The sequence below is a fragment of the Clostridium beijerinckii genome, from assembly GCF_008705175.1.
Classification (GTDB): domain Bacteria; phylum Bacillota; class Clostridia; order Clostridiales; family Clostridiaceae; genus Clostridium; species Clostridium beijerinckii.
On sequence record NZ_CP043998.1, the window covers coordinates 4,831,114 to 4,849,975 of the forward strand.

Here is an 18,862-nt window from a genome sequence, read left to right on the forward strand (position 1 = left end):
GCTGCTCCTCCTTAAGAAAATCTTTCTGTCTTATACCACTTTGCTTCCTTTTTCAATACAACATCCCTTATATAATTGTAAAAACCAGCCACCGAAACTATAGCCCACATTTTGCAATAAGTAAAATAGCTTAAAAATATAATCAATACATTTTTTACATTCAATTCTCCTTTTTCCGTTGAAATTGCTACCATTACTGATAAGACAAATACTAATAATGCCATAAACCATAAAATAATCTCATACCCTCCAATATGAAGTTCAATTAAATTTGCTCCTCCAAGCAAAAATAAACAGTCTGATATTACACTTGCAGATAAAAAAAAGAAATAAACCAAAGTATAATATAGAATATCAAATTTTGTCACTCCTGCTTCTAGTCCAAATAAATATTTCAGATTTTTTATTACCACATATATATTTCCTTTTGCCCATCTGTTTCTCTGCTTAAACCATACTTTAATAGTCTGAGGTTCTTGTTCATAAGTTACTGCAAGAGGCATAAATTTTATTTTATATCCCATTCTGTAAATTCTAAAGCTGACTTCTGTATCTTCTGTTATAGCTTTTGTATCCCAACCTCCCATTTCTTCCATTACTTCTCTTCTAACTACAAAATTAGTTCCTGGAATAGTGCAAAGTTTAAGCATATACCATCTTCCTGCCTGCGCCATCCATTGATATGTAAGAGTTTCTATATTAACAAAGTTTGTAAGTAAATTTACATCCTTATTTCTGCATCTAAACTTTCCAATAACTGCTCCTAATTTCTTATCTTTTATCAAAGTCTGCACCAAATACTTAAGAGCATTTTTATCAGGAGTATTATCTGCATCATAAACCGCCAAAATTTCTCCCTTGCTTCTTTGAAGACCTATGTTTAAAGCATTTGATTTTCCTTTTCCCCCTATTATATTATCAGTATTAATCACTATAAGATTTCTGCCATAATAAGTTTTTTGGACATTTTCAAGTACATCTTTAGAATTGTCGCTTGAATTATCATTTATTACTATAATTTCATATTTATCATTTGGATAATCCAATTCTAATAAAGAAATTACTGTCTTTTTTATTACTACAGCTTCATTATGAGCTGGAACTAATATTGATACAAATGGATAGCTTTCAAGCTCTTCATACATATATTCCTTGTTTACTTTTGAATAATACATATATCCGGCTATTACTAATATCACATTCATAAAAATTGTTATCCATATTACTATGAGTGAATATATAACTAAATAATCTAAAATATTCATACCATTATTTAAAAAACCTTTTTCTTTCTATATTTCTGCTTATTATAAGTATTCCTATAAATATTATTAAAGCTGCTCCACTGAATATTTCCAGTCTTCTATTAGTAAGAGTTAAATCCTCTTTAATTGGATTTTCTTTATTAATCGTTTTGTTAACAGCATTTTCATATTCTTCTGCATTAATAAATCTATCCTGAGTTACCTCTTGATTGTTAAAAAAAACTCTTACATTATCATTCTTAATTTCACTTTCAAATTTTATATAAGTGCTCATTTTATTACTTGGAATAAGATTAATTTCTTTACTTAAAACTTTATCAACATTATTTTTAAATTCTTCTAAATTGCAGTTACTTTCTATTTTTATTGCATTTTTACCGCTTATTTTTTCATTATTAATATAGTCGTTTAAATCAACTTTTTGAATAAAATTGGTATAAGCTTTGATTTCATAATTATCTATATCAATGTTAATATCTTCATTGTAATTTAGAAATAAAGTATTAGTGCTTTCTAAAATATTTTTCAAATCTTCTCTATAGAGAAATTCTTCATCAGCATTTATTCCAACTGGATAAATCCAATAATTAGTATAATTCTTAAAGGCCTCTTTAAGTTTATCTCCAATTATTTTTCCCCCTGTATCTGTTCCATTTACTCCTTTAGAATTAATTATAGGAAACTTAAGTATTACTTTTCCTCCATTTGCCTGTGCATATCTTAGAGCTTCTGAAAATCTGCCCATGGCTTTCAAGTTTTCATTTACAAATACCGGCGCTGCTTCTATAAAAAATTTAATCCCCTTATCTTTTAAATAATCTACTTCGCCTATTAAATTATTTAAATCATTAAAAGGAGTTACATTATCAAGATAAAAGTAAGTTTCAGCTTTTAATTTCAAATCCTTTTTATCTAAAAGTTCAGAAGATTTTTTAATCCAGTCAACCTTTCTTTCATATGATTTTAATTCCTCTCTTAATACCTCTATACTATGATTTTCTTCTCCTATATTTAAAATGAATATTTCATTGTACTGCCCTAAATCTTTTGAATTATTTATATTAATTTTAGCTATGTTAATTTCCTTTTCTTTTGATAACTGACTTTTAACTAAAGCACTCAATAAATTTTTTTCACTTCCATATTCCTTACTTTTATCATACAAAATAAGTATTTTCTCGTTTTCTCCATAACATTTCATGGGGTTAATAAAATACTCAGCGCCTATAAAGCAAATCAAAATTGTTATAACTCTATAAATAAAACATTTATTCATGTATATCATATTCCAATTCCTTCTCTGCCAGTCTAATGAGTTCCAATGGATCTTTTATAGAATTATCAAAGGTATAACTGCCAATTTGAATATCAAGCTTCACTTTTTTATAATGAGATCCTGTAGTAAAATCATATTTATTAATGTTCTCTCTAAATCTCTCCTTTACAACTTTCGCTCCACTCATATCAGTAATTGTCAAAAACCCAAAAGTCTTATCATCTATTATATATTTAATATCTTCTTCTCTTAAACTTTTTTCAAGAACCTGACTTGCCTGAATCAGCAAAAGCTTATATCCTTCTTTTCCTAATATACTTCTAAGTTTTTCTGCAAACTTAATCTTTACAATAAGTAAGGTAACAGGAATTTTATGTCTTGTGCTAAGCTTCATATATATTGGCAGCTCCATTAAAAGAGCTCTTTGATTTTTAATATTTGTTTCCTCATCTATCATGACTAATTCTAAATTTTCATTTATCAAACTTTCATTTTCTGTTTGAAGCGCAAAAATATTTCTTGAAACTAAAGACATTAAAATAGCTGTACTTGGAATTAGAAAAATCCAGTAATATGAGTAAAAATCAATATTTACATTTCCCCAGAAATTTAAATATAATTTGTAACTCATATAAATAAAATCAGCTGTAAGAGTAACAACTAAAGCCAATGTAACATTAGTATAATAGCTTACAAGGGCTATTATCATTACAACTTCGAGCATAATATAATTTTCAAAAGAATTATCTAATTCAAAAACTTTATAGCTTAAACATAAAACAAAGAAATACGCTATAAGTATAGTTATTAGGATATCAACCTTTTTTCTTACATTAACTGGTTCCACATATCATTCCTCCAGTTCAAAACACTTGAAAGTGAATACAAAATCAAATTTTACTTATTGTTTCTTTCATATATAGATAATTCAACTAAGACCTGAACTTATGCATATAACTCGCCGAAATGAATAACATACTTTTGTTCCAGTTTCTAGGTAATTATGATGGGTGATTCTAAGGCTATAAAGTTGTACCCAAAGTGCTGGCCTCAAAGAACAAGCGCTCACAGAGAAAGTTCGAAGAACGAAATATAAAATTTCGATTCTCACTTTTTGAACTAGCACATTTGGAACAACTTATAGCCAAAGAATCACATCCATCAAAATTACCAATGAAACATTCCACAAAAGTATATTACTCATTTCTAGTTGAGATATATTTCATAGTATAAATCTAACTTATAATTGACTTATCTATATAGATAACACAAGTATGGATTAGACTTATACATATAGCCAACCGAAAGTAAAGACATTGTTGCTTCGCAGGACTATAAAAATTTCGCTGAAAGTGCTAAATTGCAGGTTGTCGCCACTCGTGCTTGCTCCCACTTTCAGTGTGACAATCACAAGTGGAACAACCTACAATAAAGCACTTTTAACATCTCATTTTTAAATGCCTGCTGCGCAAAAATGTTTCTACTTTCTAGTATAGAATATATTTCAAAGTATAAATCAAACGCTAATTTTCAAATGTTTTCTCCATATTATGACCCTTGTGGTTACAAATATATTTATGATTTCTAGTAAAGATATGAGCTTAATAACTTAAACATATATGTTGTAAAAATGTTACAGGAATTTCAGCTGCAATTGTGCATTGTAAATTAAAACATATATATCTATTTATTGTTTTTTGATTTTATCTTAACTTGATGCTTTTGTAATTTTATAGATATAAAATATATTAAAATCAAATCAAAACTCATATTATACATAAAAACATGTTTAGCTAAATCTGCATCTCCTGCCCCTATAACAGATATTATAATTTGAGATATTCCAACTAAAAATATATAAAAATATGCCTCTTCTTTGAAAATCATAGTATCACAGTTGATTTTTCTCGCCTTTATGTATCTAACAGCTGAAGAATAACAATACCCTATTATCACAATAATTGATAGTACAATATTTCCTGTAAATACTTTTTCTTTTACTGTGCTATATAATGCAAAAAAATATGATTTAGCCCCAAATTCTTTGTTTTCAGATTTCTCGTAATTCCCCATTGCATTAGGTCTTATGGAATATCCATTATCAAAAGCTATTTTTAACATTTTAAAAAATGCCCTTGGATTTGTAATATAATAAGAGATTATTTTTGTTGTAGTAAATTTTTTATAATAATCCTCTATAAGCTGTTTATCATATAAATTAACTAAAGTCACATCATCATAGAAAGTTGTATCTTTTAATAAGGAATACTGCTCATTTAAGTTAAAAAATTTCATAACTTCATCAGGGTCTTCTTCATATAATAAAATCCCTCTATTCATTGCATGATATCCATTAATATATTGAAAATCCCCAGTTATTTGCTTATAGAACAATATTGAACTTATCACAAATCCAATAGCTAAAACCATAGATAGCCCCTTAAATAATTTTTCCTTATTTTTAAATCCTATTCTAAGACATAATACTGCAATTAAAATACCAACTGGAGAAAGCTGCTGTTTTGAACCTAAAAATATAAAAGATGAGATTCCAAACAACAATATATTCAGCTTGCTAAACTTATTGAATTCTGCCATATTTAATAAAATTCCTATGCTGAGCAGAAAGAAACTTATATTAATAGCTTCCCCATAAAAGGAATTATAATAAGCTAAATATGTTGTGTCACAAAATATAAAAATGGTTACTAACGTTATTATTAATTTATGTTTTTCTTCACTAACTTGATTTATTAATACCTTTACAATTAAATAAATTCCAATTGCCTCTACAAATAAAAACATCCATGACATGAATCTTATATCTAAAATGAAATTTTTATTAATCATCTGGCTTATGTAAACTGCTATCTTAATAAAAATCCCCTGAGTTGATATAAAGTTTTTTTCTATATCATTATTGTATTTATAAATTCCATAATGCCTATAAAAATATCCATTATATAAATCACTATCATTGGGATTTAATTCATATACACCATTTGAACTTATCACTCTATAGAAATCCCCATTATCAGCCATGCCAATAATAGGTTTAATAAATAAAGTAAATATGCCTATTATTATTACTAGGAAAAAAGCTGCTAATGGATAATTGATATTTTTAAAAATACTATTTATTCTATTCAAAATATTTTTCATCTTTCTCCTTCATAAATAATAATTTGATTTTCCTTTACTTATAGGATGTGAAACAAGTTATAAATTATTCTTTAAAATGTAATCTATATGTACATATCTTCCATGGTAGAATCATCACCTTTATTAGTTCTTAAATATGTGTTATCATTTTAAATGTATATATTTTAAAATTCGAAGCATTGGAAGGAGATTTTATGATTAAATTAGTTGTAACAGATATGGATGGAACTTTACTAGATGAGAATGGTCACTTACCAGATGGATTTACTGATATCTTGGACCGTTTAAGAGCAAAAAACATAAAACTTGTTGCTGCTAGCGGAAGACCTTATTATACGCTACAAACTAACTTTGGCCCTGTAGGAAGATATTTATCTTTTATTTGTGAAAATGGAGCTTTAGTTGTTGATAATAATGAGATAATTTATAAAAGTGTTTTAGCTAAAGATATGGTTCAAAATGTAATCAGTGAAGCTAAAAAAGTCAAAGCAAATGCATTAGTAGTATGCTCTCCAAATTGTGCATATATTGAAAATTATTCTGAAGAATATTTGACTGAAATAAAGAAATATTATACAACATTAGAAATTGTAGATGATTTAAGTAAAATTGATGATGATATAATTAAAATTAGTATTTGTAATTTGGAAGGCACTAATAATATAACTGACAGTGAATTAACCAACGATCTTAATATAGTTTCAACAGCTGCAATTTGGACTGATATTTCAAACAAAGGCGTTAACAAAGGTGTTGCTTTAAAGAGTCTTATGGATACTGATAATATATCAAAAGAAGAAACTATGGTATTCGGAGATTATTACAATGATATAGAAATGCTCGCTGAAGCTGAGTATAGCTTTGTCATGGAAAACGCTCCAGAGGACATGAAGCAATATGGTAAGTACATAGCTGCAAGTAATGTAGAACATGGAGTTTTAAGAGCAATTCTTGAATATGCTCTTTAATCACAGTCATAAGGTATTGGTATTGTGCAGAACTTAAAGTGAATCGATAAACACCCGAAATAGAATACATATATGTTCCACAGGACTAGAAAAATTTCGCTAGGTATATCTAAATGGGACGTAGTGCCCATTTATGCGTGCTCCAAATTTATTTGGACAAGCAAAATGGAACAACGTCCCATTAAGACATACCAACAGCTCATTTTTCAATGCCTGACTTCACATATATGTATTCTATTTCTTTGTTTTGCTATCACTTTAAGTATTTCACATATACCTTTGATTATTTCGCGCCTAGATAACGAGTGTAAAGTTAAACACTATCTTATATATTGTAGTATATGCCAGAAAGGAAGGTCATGCTTTTGTGGAAGTGTTGCATTGAATATTTAACCGCAGACATTTCCTTAGTAGAAGTTGTATTATTTTTGCTTGTCACGAGCTTGTCTCGGGAACACGCAGAAATAGGACAACTTATGCTATTGGAAATTCACGGTTAAATATTCTGGCAACCGGAACAAATGCATGACCTTCCTTTCGTTGTTTATATACCTAACTATAGTATCTAGCGCGAACTTCATTATAACAAACTCATTTGCTGTACTTCTGTTTCTTTGAATGAAGATATGCTGACTCCAATCAGCCTTACTTCTTCTTTCAATTGCTCACTATCTAATAGCTCTTCTGCAACTTTATATATTTCAAGCTGAGTGCCAATATAATAATTTAATGTTTTACTTCTTGTATGATTTTCAAAATCCTTGGTTTTAAATTTAAGTGTTACAGTTTTTCCACTGACATTTTTTCTATTTAAAATCTCTTCGATTTCAAAAGAAAATTCTTTAATGTATTCTCTCAATTCTTCTTTATTCTTAGTATCGAATTTTAAAGTCCTTTCTTTTCCTATAGACTTCCTTTCACGAATTAACTCAACTTTCCTACCATCAATTCCTCTTATTCTATCGTATATCTCAATACCATTCTTGCCTAGATACTCTATATAAAATTCTTTAGGCATCTTATATAATTCTTCAATATAATATATCCCCATATTATTTAGCTTTGCTACTGATACTTTACCTAAACCATGAACCTTAGATATAGGAAGAGGAAATAATATATCAGGAATCATTTCTTTTCTTATTTCTTTGATTCCATTTGGTTTATTCCATTCAGAAGCAAGCTTTGCCAAGAATTTATTATAAGATATACCAATAGATAAAGTTAAACCAACTTCCTTAAATACTCTATTTTTAATATACCTTGCAGCCTCAATTCCATCTTTTATTTTTCCTTGAGACAAATCTAAGAAACCTTCATCAATAGATACAGGTTCTACTAGTGGCGTTACTTCATTAAATATTTCAAATATCTCCTGAGATACTTTAGCATACTTTCCATATCTCCCAGATACAAAGATTCCATTTGGACATTTCTCTCTAGCCATGAACATCGGCATGGCTGAATGAACGCCGTATTTTCTTGCTTCATAAGAACAAGTTGATACTACTCCCCTTTCACTTATCCCGCCTACTATAACGGGCTTACCTTTAATATCTGGATTGTCTCTTTGCTCAACAGATGCAAAAAAAGCATCCATATCTACGTGCAATATTACATTATCCATTTTTATAAAATCACCTCTTTATGATTAACTAATTTTCAATATTTAATTGATCATGCATATAGATATCCAAATTTGAAACTAGATTTATGTGGTAACTTACCGAAATCATAAATATTTTGTTCCGAAAAGCTATGAAAATATCGCTGAAGGTTCTAAGCAGCAGGTTATATCCAATTTAGCATGCTCCAACTTTCAGTTTGACAAGCTAAATTGGAACAACCTACAGCTAAGAACCTTTAACAGCTCATTTTCAAATGTTTTCTTCACAAATATATTTATGATTTCTAGTAACGATATGAGCTTAAAATTCTAGCAATTTTGTAAATCTGTTCATCTAATAAGTCGAATTCTTAAATTGGATACCTATATAGATAACCCGACTGAGACCTGAACTTATACATATAACTCGCCGAAATGAATAACATACTTTTGTTCCAGTTGGGATAATATTTCATGGTATTAAATCTAGTTTATCTATAAACAAATTGCACTCGTTTTTTTTATATAGCTTATAAAAAAATCTGTATATTATTATACAAAATAATCTATAAGTATTTTAACATATAAATCATTAGTTAATGAAACAATAATATATGGCATAAATCTTATATTTATATTAATTGCTATACATATATATTGCAAAAATAATACTTCATCATAATTCTAGAAACATTACAAGAATTTTAGCTGTAATTGTGAATTGTGAAATGTGCATTGTAAATTGCAACATATACATATTAAAAAGTTAGCTAATTTTATTTGACATATGGTATAATAATAAAGTATTTTAAGTATAATAGCGTTATTAGCGATATTTTTATGTAAAGGAGTAATTATTATGGGTCTTAAAGAAAAAATAGGTAGTAAATTCAGTAACTATTTCCAAAATGCTTATATGGAAAAGTATGGTGACAGAATTACAAGCATATCTGGAACTGTTTTATCTGTAAAGCTTATTGAAAAAAGTTATGTTATCTTCAATAGATTAATGGTTGAAATGGTTATAAAGCCTGAAGTTGGAAAAAAAGTTGTTAAGTGTTGGTATAAAAAGAATAGATGGTTTAAGAAACCTGAATTCATTGCTGTAAAGCAAGGTAACAAAGTTATTGTTATGGGTGTTACAGGTGATAAGGATAGTAAGAAGGAAAATTCTCAAGAAGTTCAAATATTTAACTTATTAAATCTTACAACTAAGAAAGACTTAGTACCAATAGATCATAGCCAAATAAAAAAATCACGTCAACAAGCAAACAATATGATGAGAAGATAAAAAAAGGGCTAAGCCCTTTTTTTATTTTGTCTTTATTAATAAATATACACTGTTAATAAATGCTATTATCCCTGAAAAGAATAGGACTATAAGCCATTGATTAAGAGATAATGCTACTGTATGAAATACATTTTGTAAAAATGGTACATATAAAACTGAGCACATTAGTAATATGGATATTAAAACAGCTCCAACTAAATAAGGATTTGTAAATAATTTAATTTGGAATATGGAGTATCTTTCTGATCTACATTCAAATACGTGTATTAATTGAGATAAAATTAATGTACATAATGCTAAAGTTCGGCATGTTTCCAAATCCATTTTGTAGTATCTTCCTACCATGAATGATAGTAAGGTACATAATCCTATTAATGTTCCTCTTATTACTATTTTTTCAACTAATCCTCTTGCAAATATACTTTCCTTTTTTTCTCTTGGAGATTGTCTCATTATGTCTTGCTCTGGTGGATCAACTCCAAGTGCTATAGCTGGAAGTCCATCAGTAGCTAGATTTACAAGTAATATTTGTATTGGGCTTAATGGATTAGGTAAATAGAATAAAGTTGCCAAAAACATTGTTAACACTTCTCCAAGGTTACAAGATAGTAAGTATCTTATAAATTTTCTTATGTTATCATATATTATTCTTCCTTCTTCTACAGCTGCAACTATAGTTGAGAAATTATCATCCATAAGAATCATAGATGATGCTTCCTTCGTTACATCTGTACCCGAAATTCCCATTGCAACTCCTATATCTGATTCCTTAATAGCAGGTGCATCATTTACACCATCGCCTGTCATTGCAACGATATTTCCTTTTTTCTTAAAAGCCCTTACAATTCTTAACTTATGGTTAGGTGAAACCCGCGCAAAAACTCTTACTTTTTTTATTCTTCCCTCTAATTCTAAATCACTTATAGCCTCAATTTCATCACCTGTCATTACCTGATCTGCTGTATTACATATATTCAAAGATTTTGCTATTGCAAGTGCAGTATTCTGATGATCTCCTGTTATCATTATAGGTTTTATTCCTGCAAGTTTGCATTTTAAAACTGCATCTCTAGCTTCTTCTCTTGGTGGATCAATACTTCCTGCTATACCTATAAAAATTAAATTCTGTTCTAACTTATCACTTTTTGTTAGATTATCTTCCTTATATGCTGCTGCTATACATCTAAGTGCTCTAGATGACATTGCTGTAATAAAATCACTAACTTGCTTTTTCTTTTGATATGTGAATGGTTTTATTTTGTTATTCTCTAGTATAAATTCACATCTATCTATTACTCTTTCAGGAGCTCCCTTAACGTAACATGTTTCATTTGCTCCCTCCTTAGCGCCTTCCTTGATTATAACCGACATCATCTTTCTATTTGAATCAAATGGTATATCATATATCCTATTTGCATCATTTATAAAATCTTCTAAATCATTAACATCATTAAAGAACATATTTATTAGTGCAGTTTCTGTTGGATCACCATGAAGTGCTTCACTCATTTTTTTCTTTGTAAAATCATAATTACAGTCATTACAATATACAAGAGCTTTCATGAACTTTGTATAATTACTTAGCTTTTCTTTTTCAAGTTCATGAATTCTGCCATTTAAATATACCTCTTTTACAGTCATCTTATTTTGAGTTAATGTTCCTGTCTTATCAGAACATATTACAGATGTACATCCAAGTGTCTCTACAGCTGGAAGTTTTCTTACGAGTGCATTTTTCTTAAGCATTCTAGACACACCTAGAGCCAGTGAAACAGTAACAATAGCAGCTAAACCTTCTGGAATTGCAGCAACTGCTAAGCTAACGCCAAGTAAGAACATCTCTGTTATATCATTTCCTCTAATTATTCCCATTGCAGTAACAATTGCACATATCACAAGGCAAATTACAACTAGTACTTTCCCTAGAGAGTCTAATCTTTTATTTAAAGGGGATTTTTCTTCTTCAATATTTTGAATTAGGTCTGCAATCTTCCCCATTTCGGTGTTCATTCCTATACAATCAACTTTAAATAATCCTTTTCCTTTTACTACAGTAGTTCCCATAAATCCTTCGTTATTCTTCTTTGTCTTTTTACCATCAGCTTTATATGGATTGGCTTCTTTGTTTACACCAACTGACTCACCTGTTAATAGTGATTCATCAACGACTACTGATGAACTTTCTATAAAGAATCCGTCAGCAGGTATCCTATCTCCAGCCTCCAAAATAACAATATCCCCTATTGTTAAGTAGATAGAATTTATAATCTGTATACTTGAATCCCTCAAAACTTTACATGTAGGTGCCGCTAATTCTTTCAACGCTTCTAAAGATTTCTCTGTTTTAAATTCTTGGACAAATCCTAGTATTGCATTAATAACTATTATTATAAGTATTGTAATGGCATCTGCCTTATCTCCAATTATCCCGGAAATTATAGTAGATGCAATTAACACCCAAACAATGAAGTCATTAAATTGAGATAGAAATATTTTGAATGCTGATGCTTTATTATGGTGCTTCAATTCATTAAGTCCAAAGTTCTTAATCCTCTTTTCCGCTTCCTTAGTGCTAAGACCAGATGTCAACTCTTTTTCCTGTACCACAACTTTTCCTCCTAAATATAGAACTTTATATAATATATATATTTTCCATTACAAAAGTTATGCACATAAAAAAAAAAAGTGCGTAAGCACTTATAAATTCCTATCACCTAAAAAAAATAAAAGTGCGTAAGCACTTATAAAGTCTTTCCACACAAAAAAGAAAAGTACTGTGGTTCTTACTAATCCTTTTCACATTAAATAAAAATATTCTGGAGCATACTAAATATACAAATAAATATCAGAACCTCAATCCACCATATTGATTCCTAAGTATTTCACACCTAGATACCGAATCAAAAGTAAAACATATATTTTTAATTATTATATTCACCAGAAATGAAGGTCTTGCCTTTGTGGAAGTGTTACATAGAGGATTTTGCTGTAGACATTTCTTCAGTAGAAGTTGTTACGTTTTTGCTTGTCCTGTGCTTTGTCACAGGAGCATGCAGGAATGGGTACAACTTTCTACTGTTAGAAATTCACAACTAAATCCTCAGTAACCCGAACAAATGCATGACCTTCATTTCGGTATTTACATATATAACTTTAAGCTTGCTTTAGGTATCTAATGCTCAATACCTTTATTGTTTTAAAAAAAGAAAAAATCCCCTAAAGGATTTTTTCTTCTTTAAATTTATTTCATCGAGTTAACTACATTTGTAAGTGGTGGTATTACTTGTTTCTTTCTTGATAGAACTCCTGGTAAAAATGCCATTGAATCTACTAATTGAATATTAAATGTCTTTTCAACATAATCATGTCTTTCACCAGCAACTAGAACTTGTGAACCTTCTTTTAATATATCTGTTAAAAGTAACATTACTACAGCATAACCTTTGCTATCTGCTTCGCTCTTCATGTAACTTAACATTTCATCTTTTAATGGCATAAATCCATCGATGTCCATTGTGTTTACTTGAGCTACTCCAACTCTTGATTCTCCCATATTAAAAGGCTTAAAGTCTTGATTAAATATTTGAGATACAGTCTTTCCTTTTAAGGAAGTTCCAGCTTTAAACATCTCTTTTGCAAATTCTTCTAAACTTGAAATACCAGCTATTTCAGCCAACTTATGACATATGTCTTTATCTTGTTCTGTACAAGTTGGACTCTTGAATAATAAAGTATCTGAAATTATTGCACCACATAATAATCCAGCAACTTCTTTAGGTGGTGTTATATTACGTTCAAAAAAGCTTTTTCCAACTATAGTTGAAGAGCTTCCTAGTGGTTCATTTCTAAAGAATATAGGGTTACTTGTTTGTATATCAGCAACTCTATGGTGATCTATAATTTCAAGTACTTCAGCATCTTCTAATCCATCAACTGATTGGCCTCTTTCATTATGATCTACTTGAATAACTTTTTTCTTATGCTTTGAAATAAGGTGATATCTTGAGACTGTTCCTATTACTCTTCCATCTTCATCAGTTACAGGATAACTGTGATATCTAGTTTCAGCCATAACATCTTTGATATCATCAACTAAATCGTCTTTAGAAAATGATATTAAATCTTTAGTAGCCATAACATGACTTACAGGTATACTTTGAATTAATAATCTTGAAGCTGTGAAAGAATCATGAGGTGTACTTATTATAGTAACTCCTTTTTCTCTAGCTTTAGAAAGTAAATTCTCAGCAAGCTTATGTGCTCCTGTAATTATTATTAATGATGTATTAATATCAATTAAAGCTTCTTGTACATCTGGTCTATCTCCTACAATAGCAATATCATCTTTATCTACAATTTCTTTTAAACTATCTGGTTGCATTGCTGTAACTGCAATTTTTCCAGGGAATGTTTTGCAATTTTCATTTATATATACACTAGTAGCAGAAAGCGTATCTAATATATTTTCAATTGATGTATTACTTTTTCCTAATATATTATTATCCCATATATCCATAAATGATGAAGTTAAGTTTGAAATCGAAAGAATTCCCACTAATCTACTATCATTTCCAACTACAGGTAGTGATTTCAAATGATTGTCTCTCATTATATTCCATGCTGCTTTTAAAGAAATATTAGAAGTTATAGGTCCAATTGTATCAATATCTAAATCTTCTACTTTTAATCTAACTGTTTCTAAAAGTCTTGGAGCCTTAACACCAAAATGATCTAATATAAATTGTGTTTCTGCATTTACATTTCCTAATCTCACAGGTATAGCCGGAATATTACCAGTCTTATTTTTAAACTCTGCGTAACCATATGCAGCACAAATAGAGTCTGAATCAGGATTTTTATGTCCAGTTACGTAAACTACATTTTCCAAAATAATTCCTCCTAAATTTTTTGTTTTACTTTAGTACATTAGGCACATAAAATAATGAATTTGCTATTTTCATGTGCCTTATATATAGATAACCAACTAAGACCTGAACTTATGCATATAACTCACCGAAATGAATAACATACTTTTGTTCCAGTTTCTAGGTAATTATGATGGGTGATTCTAAGGCTATAAAGTTGCACTCAAAGTGCTAGCCTCAAAGAACAAGCTGTGAACTAGCACATTTGGAACAACTTATAGCCAAAGAATCACATCCATCAAAATTACCAATGAAACATTCCACAAAAATATATTACCCATTTCTAGTTGGGATATATTTCATAGTATAAATCTAACTTATAATTGGCTTATATATAAATTGACATATTAGAACAAGTATATTACTTAATTCACACATATTTATTTTACTTATAAAGTTAATTATTGTAAAGACCTTATTCAATTCACAATGCATAATGCACAATTCACAATTAATAAATAAATTTTTTGAAATTATATAAATATCCGATTTTAAAGCTAGACTTATGTGGAAACTTATCAAAATCATAAATATTTTGATTCCGAAAATCTATGCAAGTATCGCTGAAGGTTATAATCATTGGTTGTATTCACTTTAGCATTCTCCAACTTTCAGTTTTACTATCTGAGCTAGGACAACCAATGCGTTGAAATTTCTTTTTCCAATCCAATTTCCAATGGAAATTGTACCATAATTGTGCATTGAAAAAGGTGGCTAAGCCACCTTTTATCTCATATTATTTATCATACTCCAAAGATCATCCGCTGTAGTTACAGCCTTTGAACTAAGTTGAAAAGCTCTTTGTGTAAGTACTATATCTGAAAATGTTTCTCCTGCATCTACATTTGAACCTTCTAACATACCTTGTTCTATATTATAGTTACTACTTAGTGCAACCTGTGCATCTGAGCTTGGAACAAAATAACTGTTTCCAATAGGTATAAAGCTCTTATCACCTATAGCTGTAAAGACAGGAATTGTACCTATTTTAGTTGCTTGTCCATCAACTTCCATAGATATTCCTCCATCTTTATCTATAGACATCTTCTCCCTATCTAAAGCTGGATTTCCCTCTGAAAATCCATTCTCATATTGAACATAAACTTTAGTTCCATTTGAGTCTACTAAAGCTCCATTCGAATCTATTTTAAAATTACCATCTCTAGTATATACTATGCTTCCATCTTCCTTTGAAAGTGCAAAATATCCTTTTCCATCTATAGCAAGATCTGTTTTTTGACCTGTTGTTAAGAGATTCCCTTGTTTGTTATTAGCATAATTTACTCCTAATTTAACTCCAGTTCCAGTAATCGCCTTTTTTTCCACAAGTGGTGTTCCCCTTCTATCAAGTGATTCAGTTAATAAATCTTTAAAGTTAACATCTGTACTCTTATAACCTGTTGTTGAAATATTAACTAGGTCATTAGAAAGATAATCTAGCTTCTCTTGATACGCATTCATTCCACTCTTTGCTGTAGCAAAAATATTAAACATAATTTTCCTCCTTTACATTAGGCAAAATCAATAAATTTCTCTTAACCACTTTGAACATTTTATTTTCTCTAATTTGCCTTATCCTATTATACTCGACCTAATTCACTTGCCGCCTTTTGTACTGTTTCATCCTGCATTTTTACAAATTTTTGGTTTGTTTCAAATTGTCTTTTTATTTCCATAAGTTTTACTAGTTCTGTTGATGGATCAACATTTGAGCTTTCAAGAAAGTTCTGTCTTACATTTACTTTTGCATTATAAATAGGGTTATCCATAGTGCTATAATTATCGCCAATTGGTTCTAAATTATTATAATTCTGAAAGTCTGCTGTTAATAACTTATCTGCAGCTCCAACTCCATCTATATTAATGTTGTTGTCACCGTCTATTGAAAACTTTGAATCGCCAACATATATTGGTTCTCTTGCACCTGTAGAGTTATTTATTCCCAATACTTGTGATCCATCATTTGTTATTAGATAGCCTTCATTATTGATTTTGAAATTTCCGTCTCTTGTATAAACTTCTTTATTTCCATTTTGAGCTACAAAAAATCCTCTACCATCTATAGCAAAATCCGTCATACTATCTGTTGATTTAAATGCTCCTTGTGTAAAAACTGTTTCAACATCATTAACTTTTACGCCCATATTTAAATTTCCAATGTCATTTTTAACGTATTTATCTCCTACAAGCTTTTGTCTGTTAGATATCATCACGTCTTCAAAGCTACTTTTTGTAAGCTCACGTTTTTTATATCCTGTATTATTAACATTAGCTATATTATTAGTTACTACTTCCTGATCATTTTGAAGCGCTATTAATCCTGAAACAGAAGTATAGAATCCTCTTATCACTTTAATTGTCCCCTTTCAAAATAGATTTGCGTTCGCTTTCATAAATCATACCTAAAGCTCTAGCCTTTTCCTCTATCTGGCTATCCGAAAGACTAGCAGTATATTTATATCCAAACATAAATATAACTCCTAAAACCAATCCTATTCCTATACCCAATAAGATCTTCCTATCCATGAGAAATATAAATTTATTTTTTATTTTTTGAATAAGCCTTTTACTAATAATACTTCCCCCTTACTCACAGATAATTCGCGACATATTTCATCTTCTGTTAACCCTGCATTTAAAAGTCTTTTTATGCTCTGAGTCTTGTTACTATCCGCACTTTCTGAAAAATTAATTTCAGATATCACTCCAATTTCTTCGTCTATATCAGTATCTGTTAAAGATTCAGTATATTCATCATCCAGATCCATTATACTATCATCCACAATGTACAGTCTTTTAGATTTTTTATGTTCTTCTCTATCTTCGCCATAATTTATACTGTCATCTATATCATATTTATCTAGAAAATCTTCAATTTCTAGATCTTCTTTATTTTCGTATCCTTCTTCACCATTCTTAAGCTCTTTTAAATCACTTTTTATTTTAATAATTTCTTCCTGTAATTCAGTTAGACTTTCTGCAATATCTCTTCTTAAAAGTCCTATTTCCATTTTATAATCATTTAATTCCTCTTTACTATCTTGTAACACACTTTGAAATGATATATTTAATGCATCATTTTCTTTATTTATATTATTTTCTCTCTTGATAACACGATAATTATAAACTATTAAACTGAATCCTATTATCAGTAATATTAATGGCATAAAACACCTCTGTTCAATGCACAATGCTTAATGCTCAATTCACATTTCACAATGCACAATTATTTGTTAAATTCACACTGCTCAGTTCACAATGCATAGTTATTTATTGAATGCACAATACACATTTATTCATTTACAGTTTTTAGTCCACAATTTATTATGCCACACTTCATGTTATATTTTCACACTTCGAAAATATATTTAATTTTTTAAGCCATAGCAAAATGTAATTCCAACTTTTTATATTCCAGTGCTTAAATTTTTAACGATTATCTACAACTCACAATCTCTTTTAACCTAATCAACACATATATCTCTGTCCAATCTTAATTATGCAATTTGAATTGTAAATTGTGCACTGTGAATTATATATTAATCAATATAATGCAATTTTCTCATGCACTCTCTCAAGCTACTAATAGCTCTACTATGTAATTGGCAAACTCTAGATTCGGAAACGCTTAATACTGTTCCTATCTCTTTTAAAGTTAATCCCTCATAATAATAAAGATTTAATACTATTCTATCTTTTTCTTTAAGGAGATCAATTGCCTTTGTTAAAATCTCTAGTTGCTCCTTATCTTGTAAGTGAGCATCAGGACTTGGACTATTTTTATCTTCTATAATTCCAATAAGGTTTACATCCTCATCATCCGAAAAAATTACATTTTCCAGTGATACCATTGAAATATAATTTATGTAATTTTCAATTTCTCCTACTTCACTTATAGATATCCCAAGATATTTTGCAATCTCATCATTAGTAGGTTCCCTTAATAGTTCTAACTGCAATGTGTCTATCGCTTTATTGTATCTATTTAGTTTGTCCATTGCCCCTTTAGATATAGGTCTATTTTTCCTCAGCTCATCTATCATAGCACCTTTTATTCTTATAGACGCATATGATGAAAATTTCATTCCTTTCGTATTGTCAAACTTATTTAACGCATCCATAAGCCCAACCATACCATAACTAACTAAGTCCTCATATTCCATGTATTTGTTCTTTCCAAACATAACCCTCGAGGCAATATACTTTACTAACGGGATATATTCTTGTATGATCTGCTCTTTTCCATCAACGTCTTTTAATGCGTGCATATCCTTATTACCTCCCCATAAACTCATTTCTCAATTTATATTCGCAAACTCTTTCAATTTTTACTTTTAAGCCATTCGAACAAAACTAGCCTTAAAAATCC

General features: G+C 29.4%; 14 protein-coding genes. 2 read left to right on the forward strand and 12 right to left on the reverse strand.

The genetic code is table 11. The features are described from left to right. Nucleotides 1-11: 11 nt before the first annotated feature. The 4 genes from F3K33_RS21690 to wsfD all read right to left on the reverse strand — a co-directional run bounded on the left by F3K33_RS21690 (nucleotide 12) and on the right by wsfD (nucleotide 5,703). Nucleotides 12-1,265, reverse strand: coding sequence for a glycosyltransferase family 2 protein (locus tag F3K33_RS21690; RefSeq protein WP_039769550.1), 1,254 nt, complete (start codon nucleotides 1,263-1,265; stop codon nucleotides 12-14). 4 nt (nucleotides 1,266-1,269) lie between these two features. Then, a complete protein-coding gene (locus tag F3K33_RS21695; protein WP_039769552.1) occupies nucleotides 1,270-2,550 on the reverse strand; it encodes a polysaccharide deacetylase family protein in 1,281 nt (426 codons plus the stop codon). Continuing rightward, complete coding sequence (locus F3K33_RS21700) at nucleotides 2,534-3,388, reverse strand: diguanylate cyclase domain-containing protein (RefSeq protein ID WP_039769554.1); 855 nt, start codon at nucleotides 3,386-3,388, stop codon at nucleotides 2,534-2,536. Before F3K33_RS21700 ends, F3K33_RS21695 begins: the two co-directional genes overlap by 17 nt. 836 nt (nucleotides 3,389-4,224) lie before the next feature. Then, nucleotides 4,225-5,703, reverse strand: coding sequence for a glycan biosynthesis hexose transferase WsfD (gene wsfD / locus F3K33_RS21705; RefSeq protein WP_039769555.1), 1,479 nt, complete (start codon nucleotides 5,701-5,703; stop codon nucleotides 4,225-4,227). 194 nt (nucleotides 5,704-5,897) lie between these two features. On the opposite strand from wsfD, the gene F3K33_RS21710 reads away from it, so the two are divergent. After that, nucleotides 5,898-6,671: an HAD family hydrolase gene (locus F3K33_RS21710; protein ID WP_039769557.1), complete on the forward strand. Its 774-nt coding sequence runs from the start codon at nucleotides 5,898-5,900 to the stop codon at nucleotides 6,669-6,671. A gap of 580 nt (nucleotides 6,672-7,251) precedes the next feature. On the opposite strand, the gene F3K33_RS21715 is transcribed toward F3K33_RS21710, so the two are convergent. Next, nucleotides 7,252-8,298 carry a DNA polymerase IV gene (locus tag F3K33_RS21715; RefSeq protein ID WP_012060398.1) on the reverse strand — a complete coding sequence of 349 codons (1,047 nt, stop codon included), beginning with the start codon at nucleotides 8,296-8,298 and terminating at the stop codon, nucleotides 7,252-7,254. An 838-nt stretch (nucleotides 8,299-9,136) separates the two neighbouring features. Here F3K33_RS21715 and F3K33_RS21720 point away from each other — a divergent pair. Continuing rightward, nucleotides 9,137-9,568, forward strand: a complete 432-nt coding sequence (locus tag F3K33_RS21720) for a hypothetical protein (RefSeq protein WP_012060399.1) — start codon at nucleotides 9,137-9,139, stop codon at nucleotides 9,566-9,568. 21 nt (nucleotides 9,569-9,589) lie between these two features. Here F3K33_RS21720 and F3K33_RS21725 read toward each other — a convergent pair whose 3' ends face one another. The 7 genes from F3K33_RS21725 to F3K33_RS21750 all read right to left on the reverse strand — a co-directional run bounded on the left by F3K33_RS21725 (nucleotide 9,590) and on the right by F3K33_RS21750 (nucleotide 18,761). After that, nucleotides 9,590-12,175: a calcium-translocating P-type ATPase, SERCA-type gene (locus tag F3K33_RS21725; protein ID WP_023973265.1), complete on the reverse strand. Its 2,586-nt coding sequence runs from the start codon at nucleotides 12,173-12,175 to the stop codon at nucleotides 9,590-9,592. Nucleotides 12,176-12,809: 634 nt separating this feature from the next. After that, nucleotides 12,810-14,456, reverse strand: coding sequence for a putative manganese-dependent inorganic diphosphatase (locus F3K33_RS21730; RefSeq protein WP_012060402.1), 1,647 nt, complete (start codon nucleotides 14,454-14,456; stop codon nucleotides 12,810-12,812). A gap of 763 nt (nucleotides 14,457-15,219) precedes the next feature. Next, nucleotides 15,220-15,987 carry a flagellar basal-body rod protein FlgG gene (locus F3K33_RS21735; protein WP_023973266.1) on the reverse strand — a complete coding sequence of 256 codons (768 nt, stop codon included), beginning with the start codon at nucleotides 15,985-15,987 and terminating at the stop codon, nucleotides 15,220-15,222. Between the two features lie 86 nt (nucleotides 15,988-16,073). Beyond that, the gene (locus tag F3K33_RS21740; RefSeq protein WP_039770252.1) at nucleotides 16,074-16,844 is read right to left on the reverse strand and encodes a flagellar basal-body rod protein FlgG; all 771 of its coding nucleotides are present in this window, start codon (nucleotides 16,842-16,844) and stop codon (nucleotides 16,074-16,076) included. Between the two features lies 1 nt (nucleotide 16,845). Continuing rightward, the gene (locus tag F3K33_RS26525; protein WP_167514399.1) at nucleotides 16,846-17,001 is read right to left on the reverse strand and encodes a hypothetical protein; all 156 of its coding nucleotides are present in this window, start codon (nucleotides 16,999-17,001) and stop codon (nucleotides 16,846-16,848) included. A 38-nt stretch (nucleotides 17,002-17,039) separates the two neighbouring features. Then, the gene (locus F3K33_RS21745; RefSeq protein ID WP_039770250.1) at nucleotides 17,040-17,660 is read right to left on the reverse strand and encodes a hypothetical protein; all 621 of its coding nucleotides are present in this window, start codon (nucleotides 17,658-17,660) and stop codon (nucleotides 17,040-17,042) included. A gap of 372 nt (nucleotides 17,661-18,032) precedes the next feature. Next, nucleotides 18,033-18,761, reverse strand: a complete 729-nt coding sequence (locus F3K33_RS21750; protein ID WP_023973269.1) for a FliA/WhiG family RNA polymerase sigma factor — start codon at nucleotides 18,759-18,761, stop codon at nucleotides 18,033-18,035. Nucleotides 18,762-18,862: the final 101 nt, after the last annotated feature.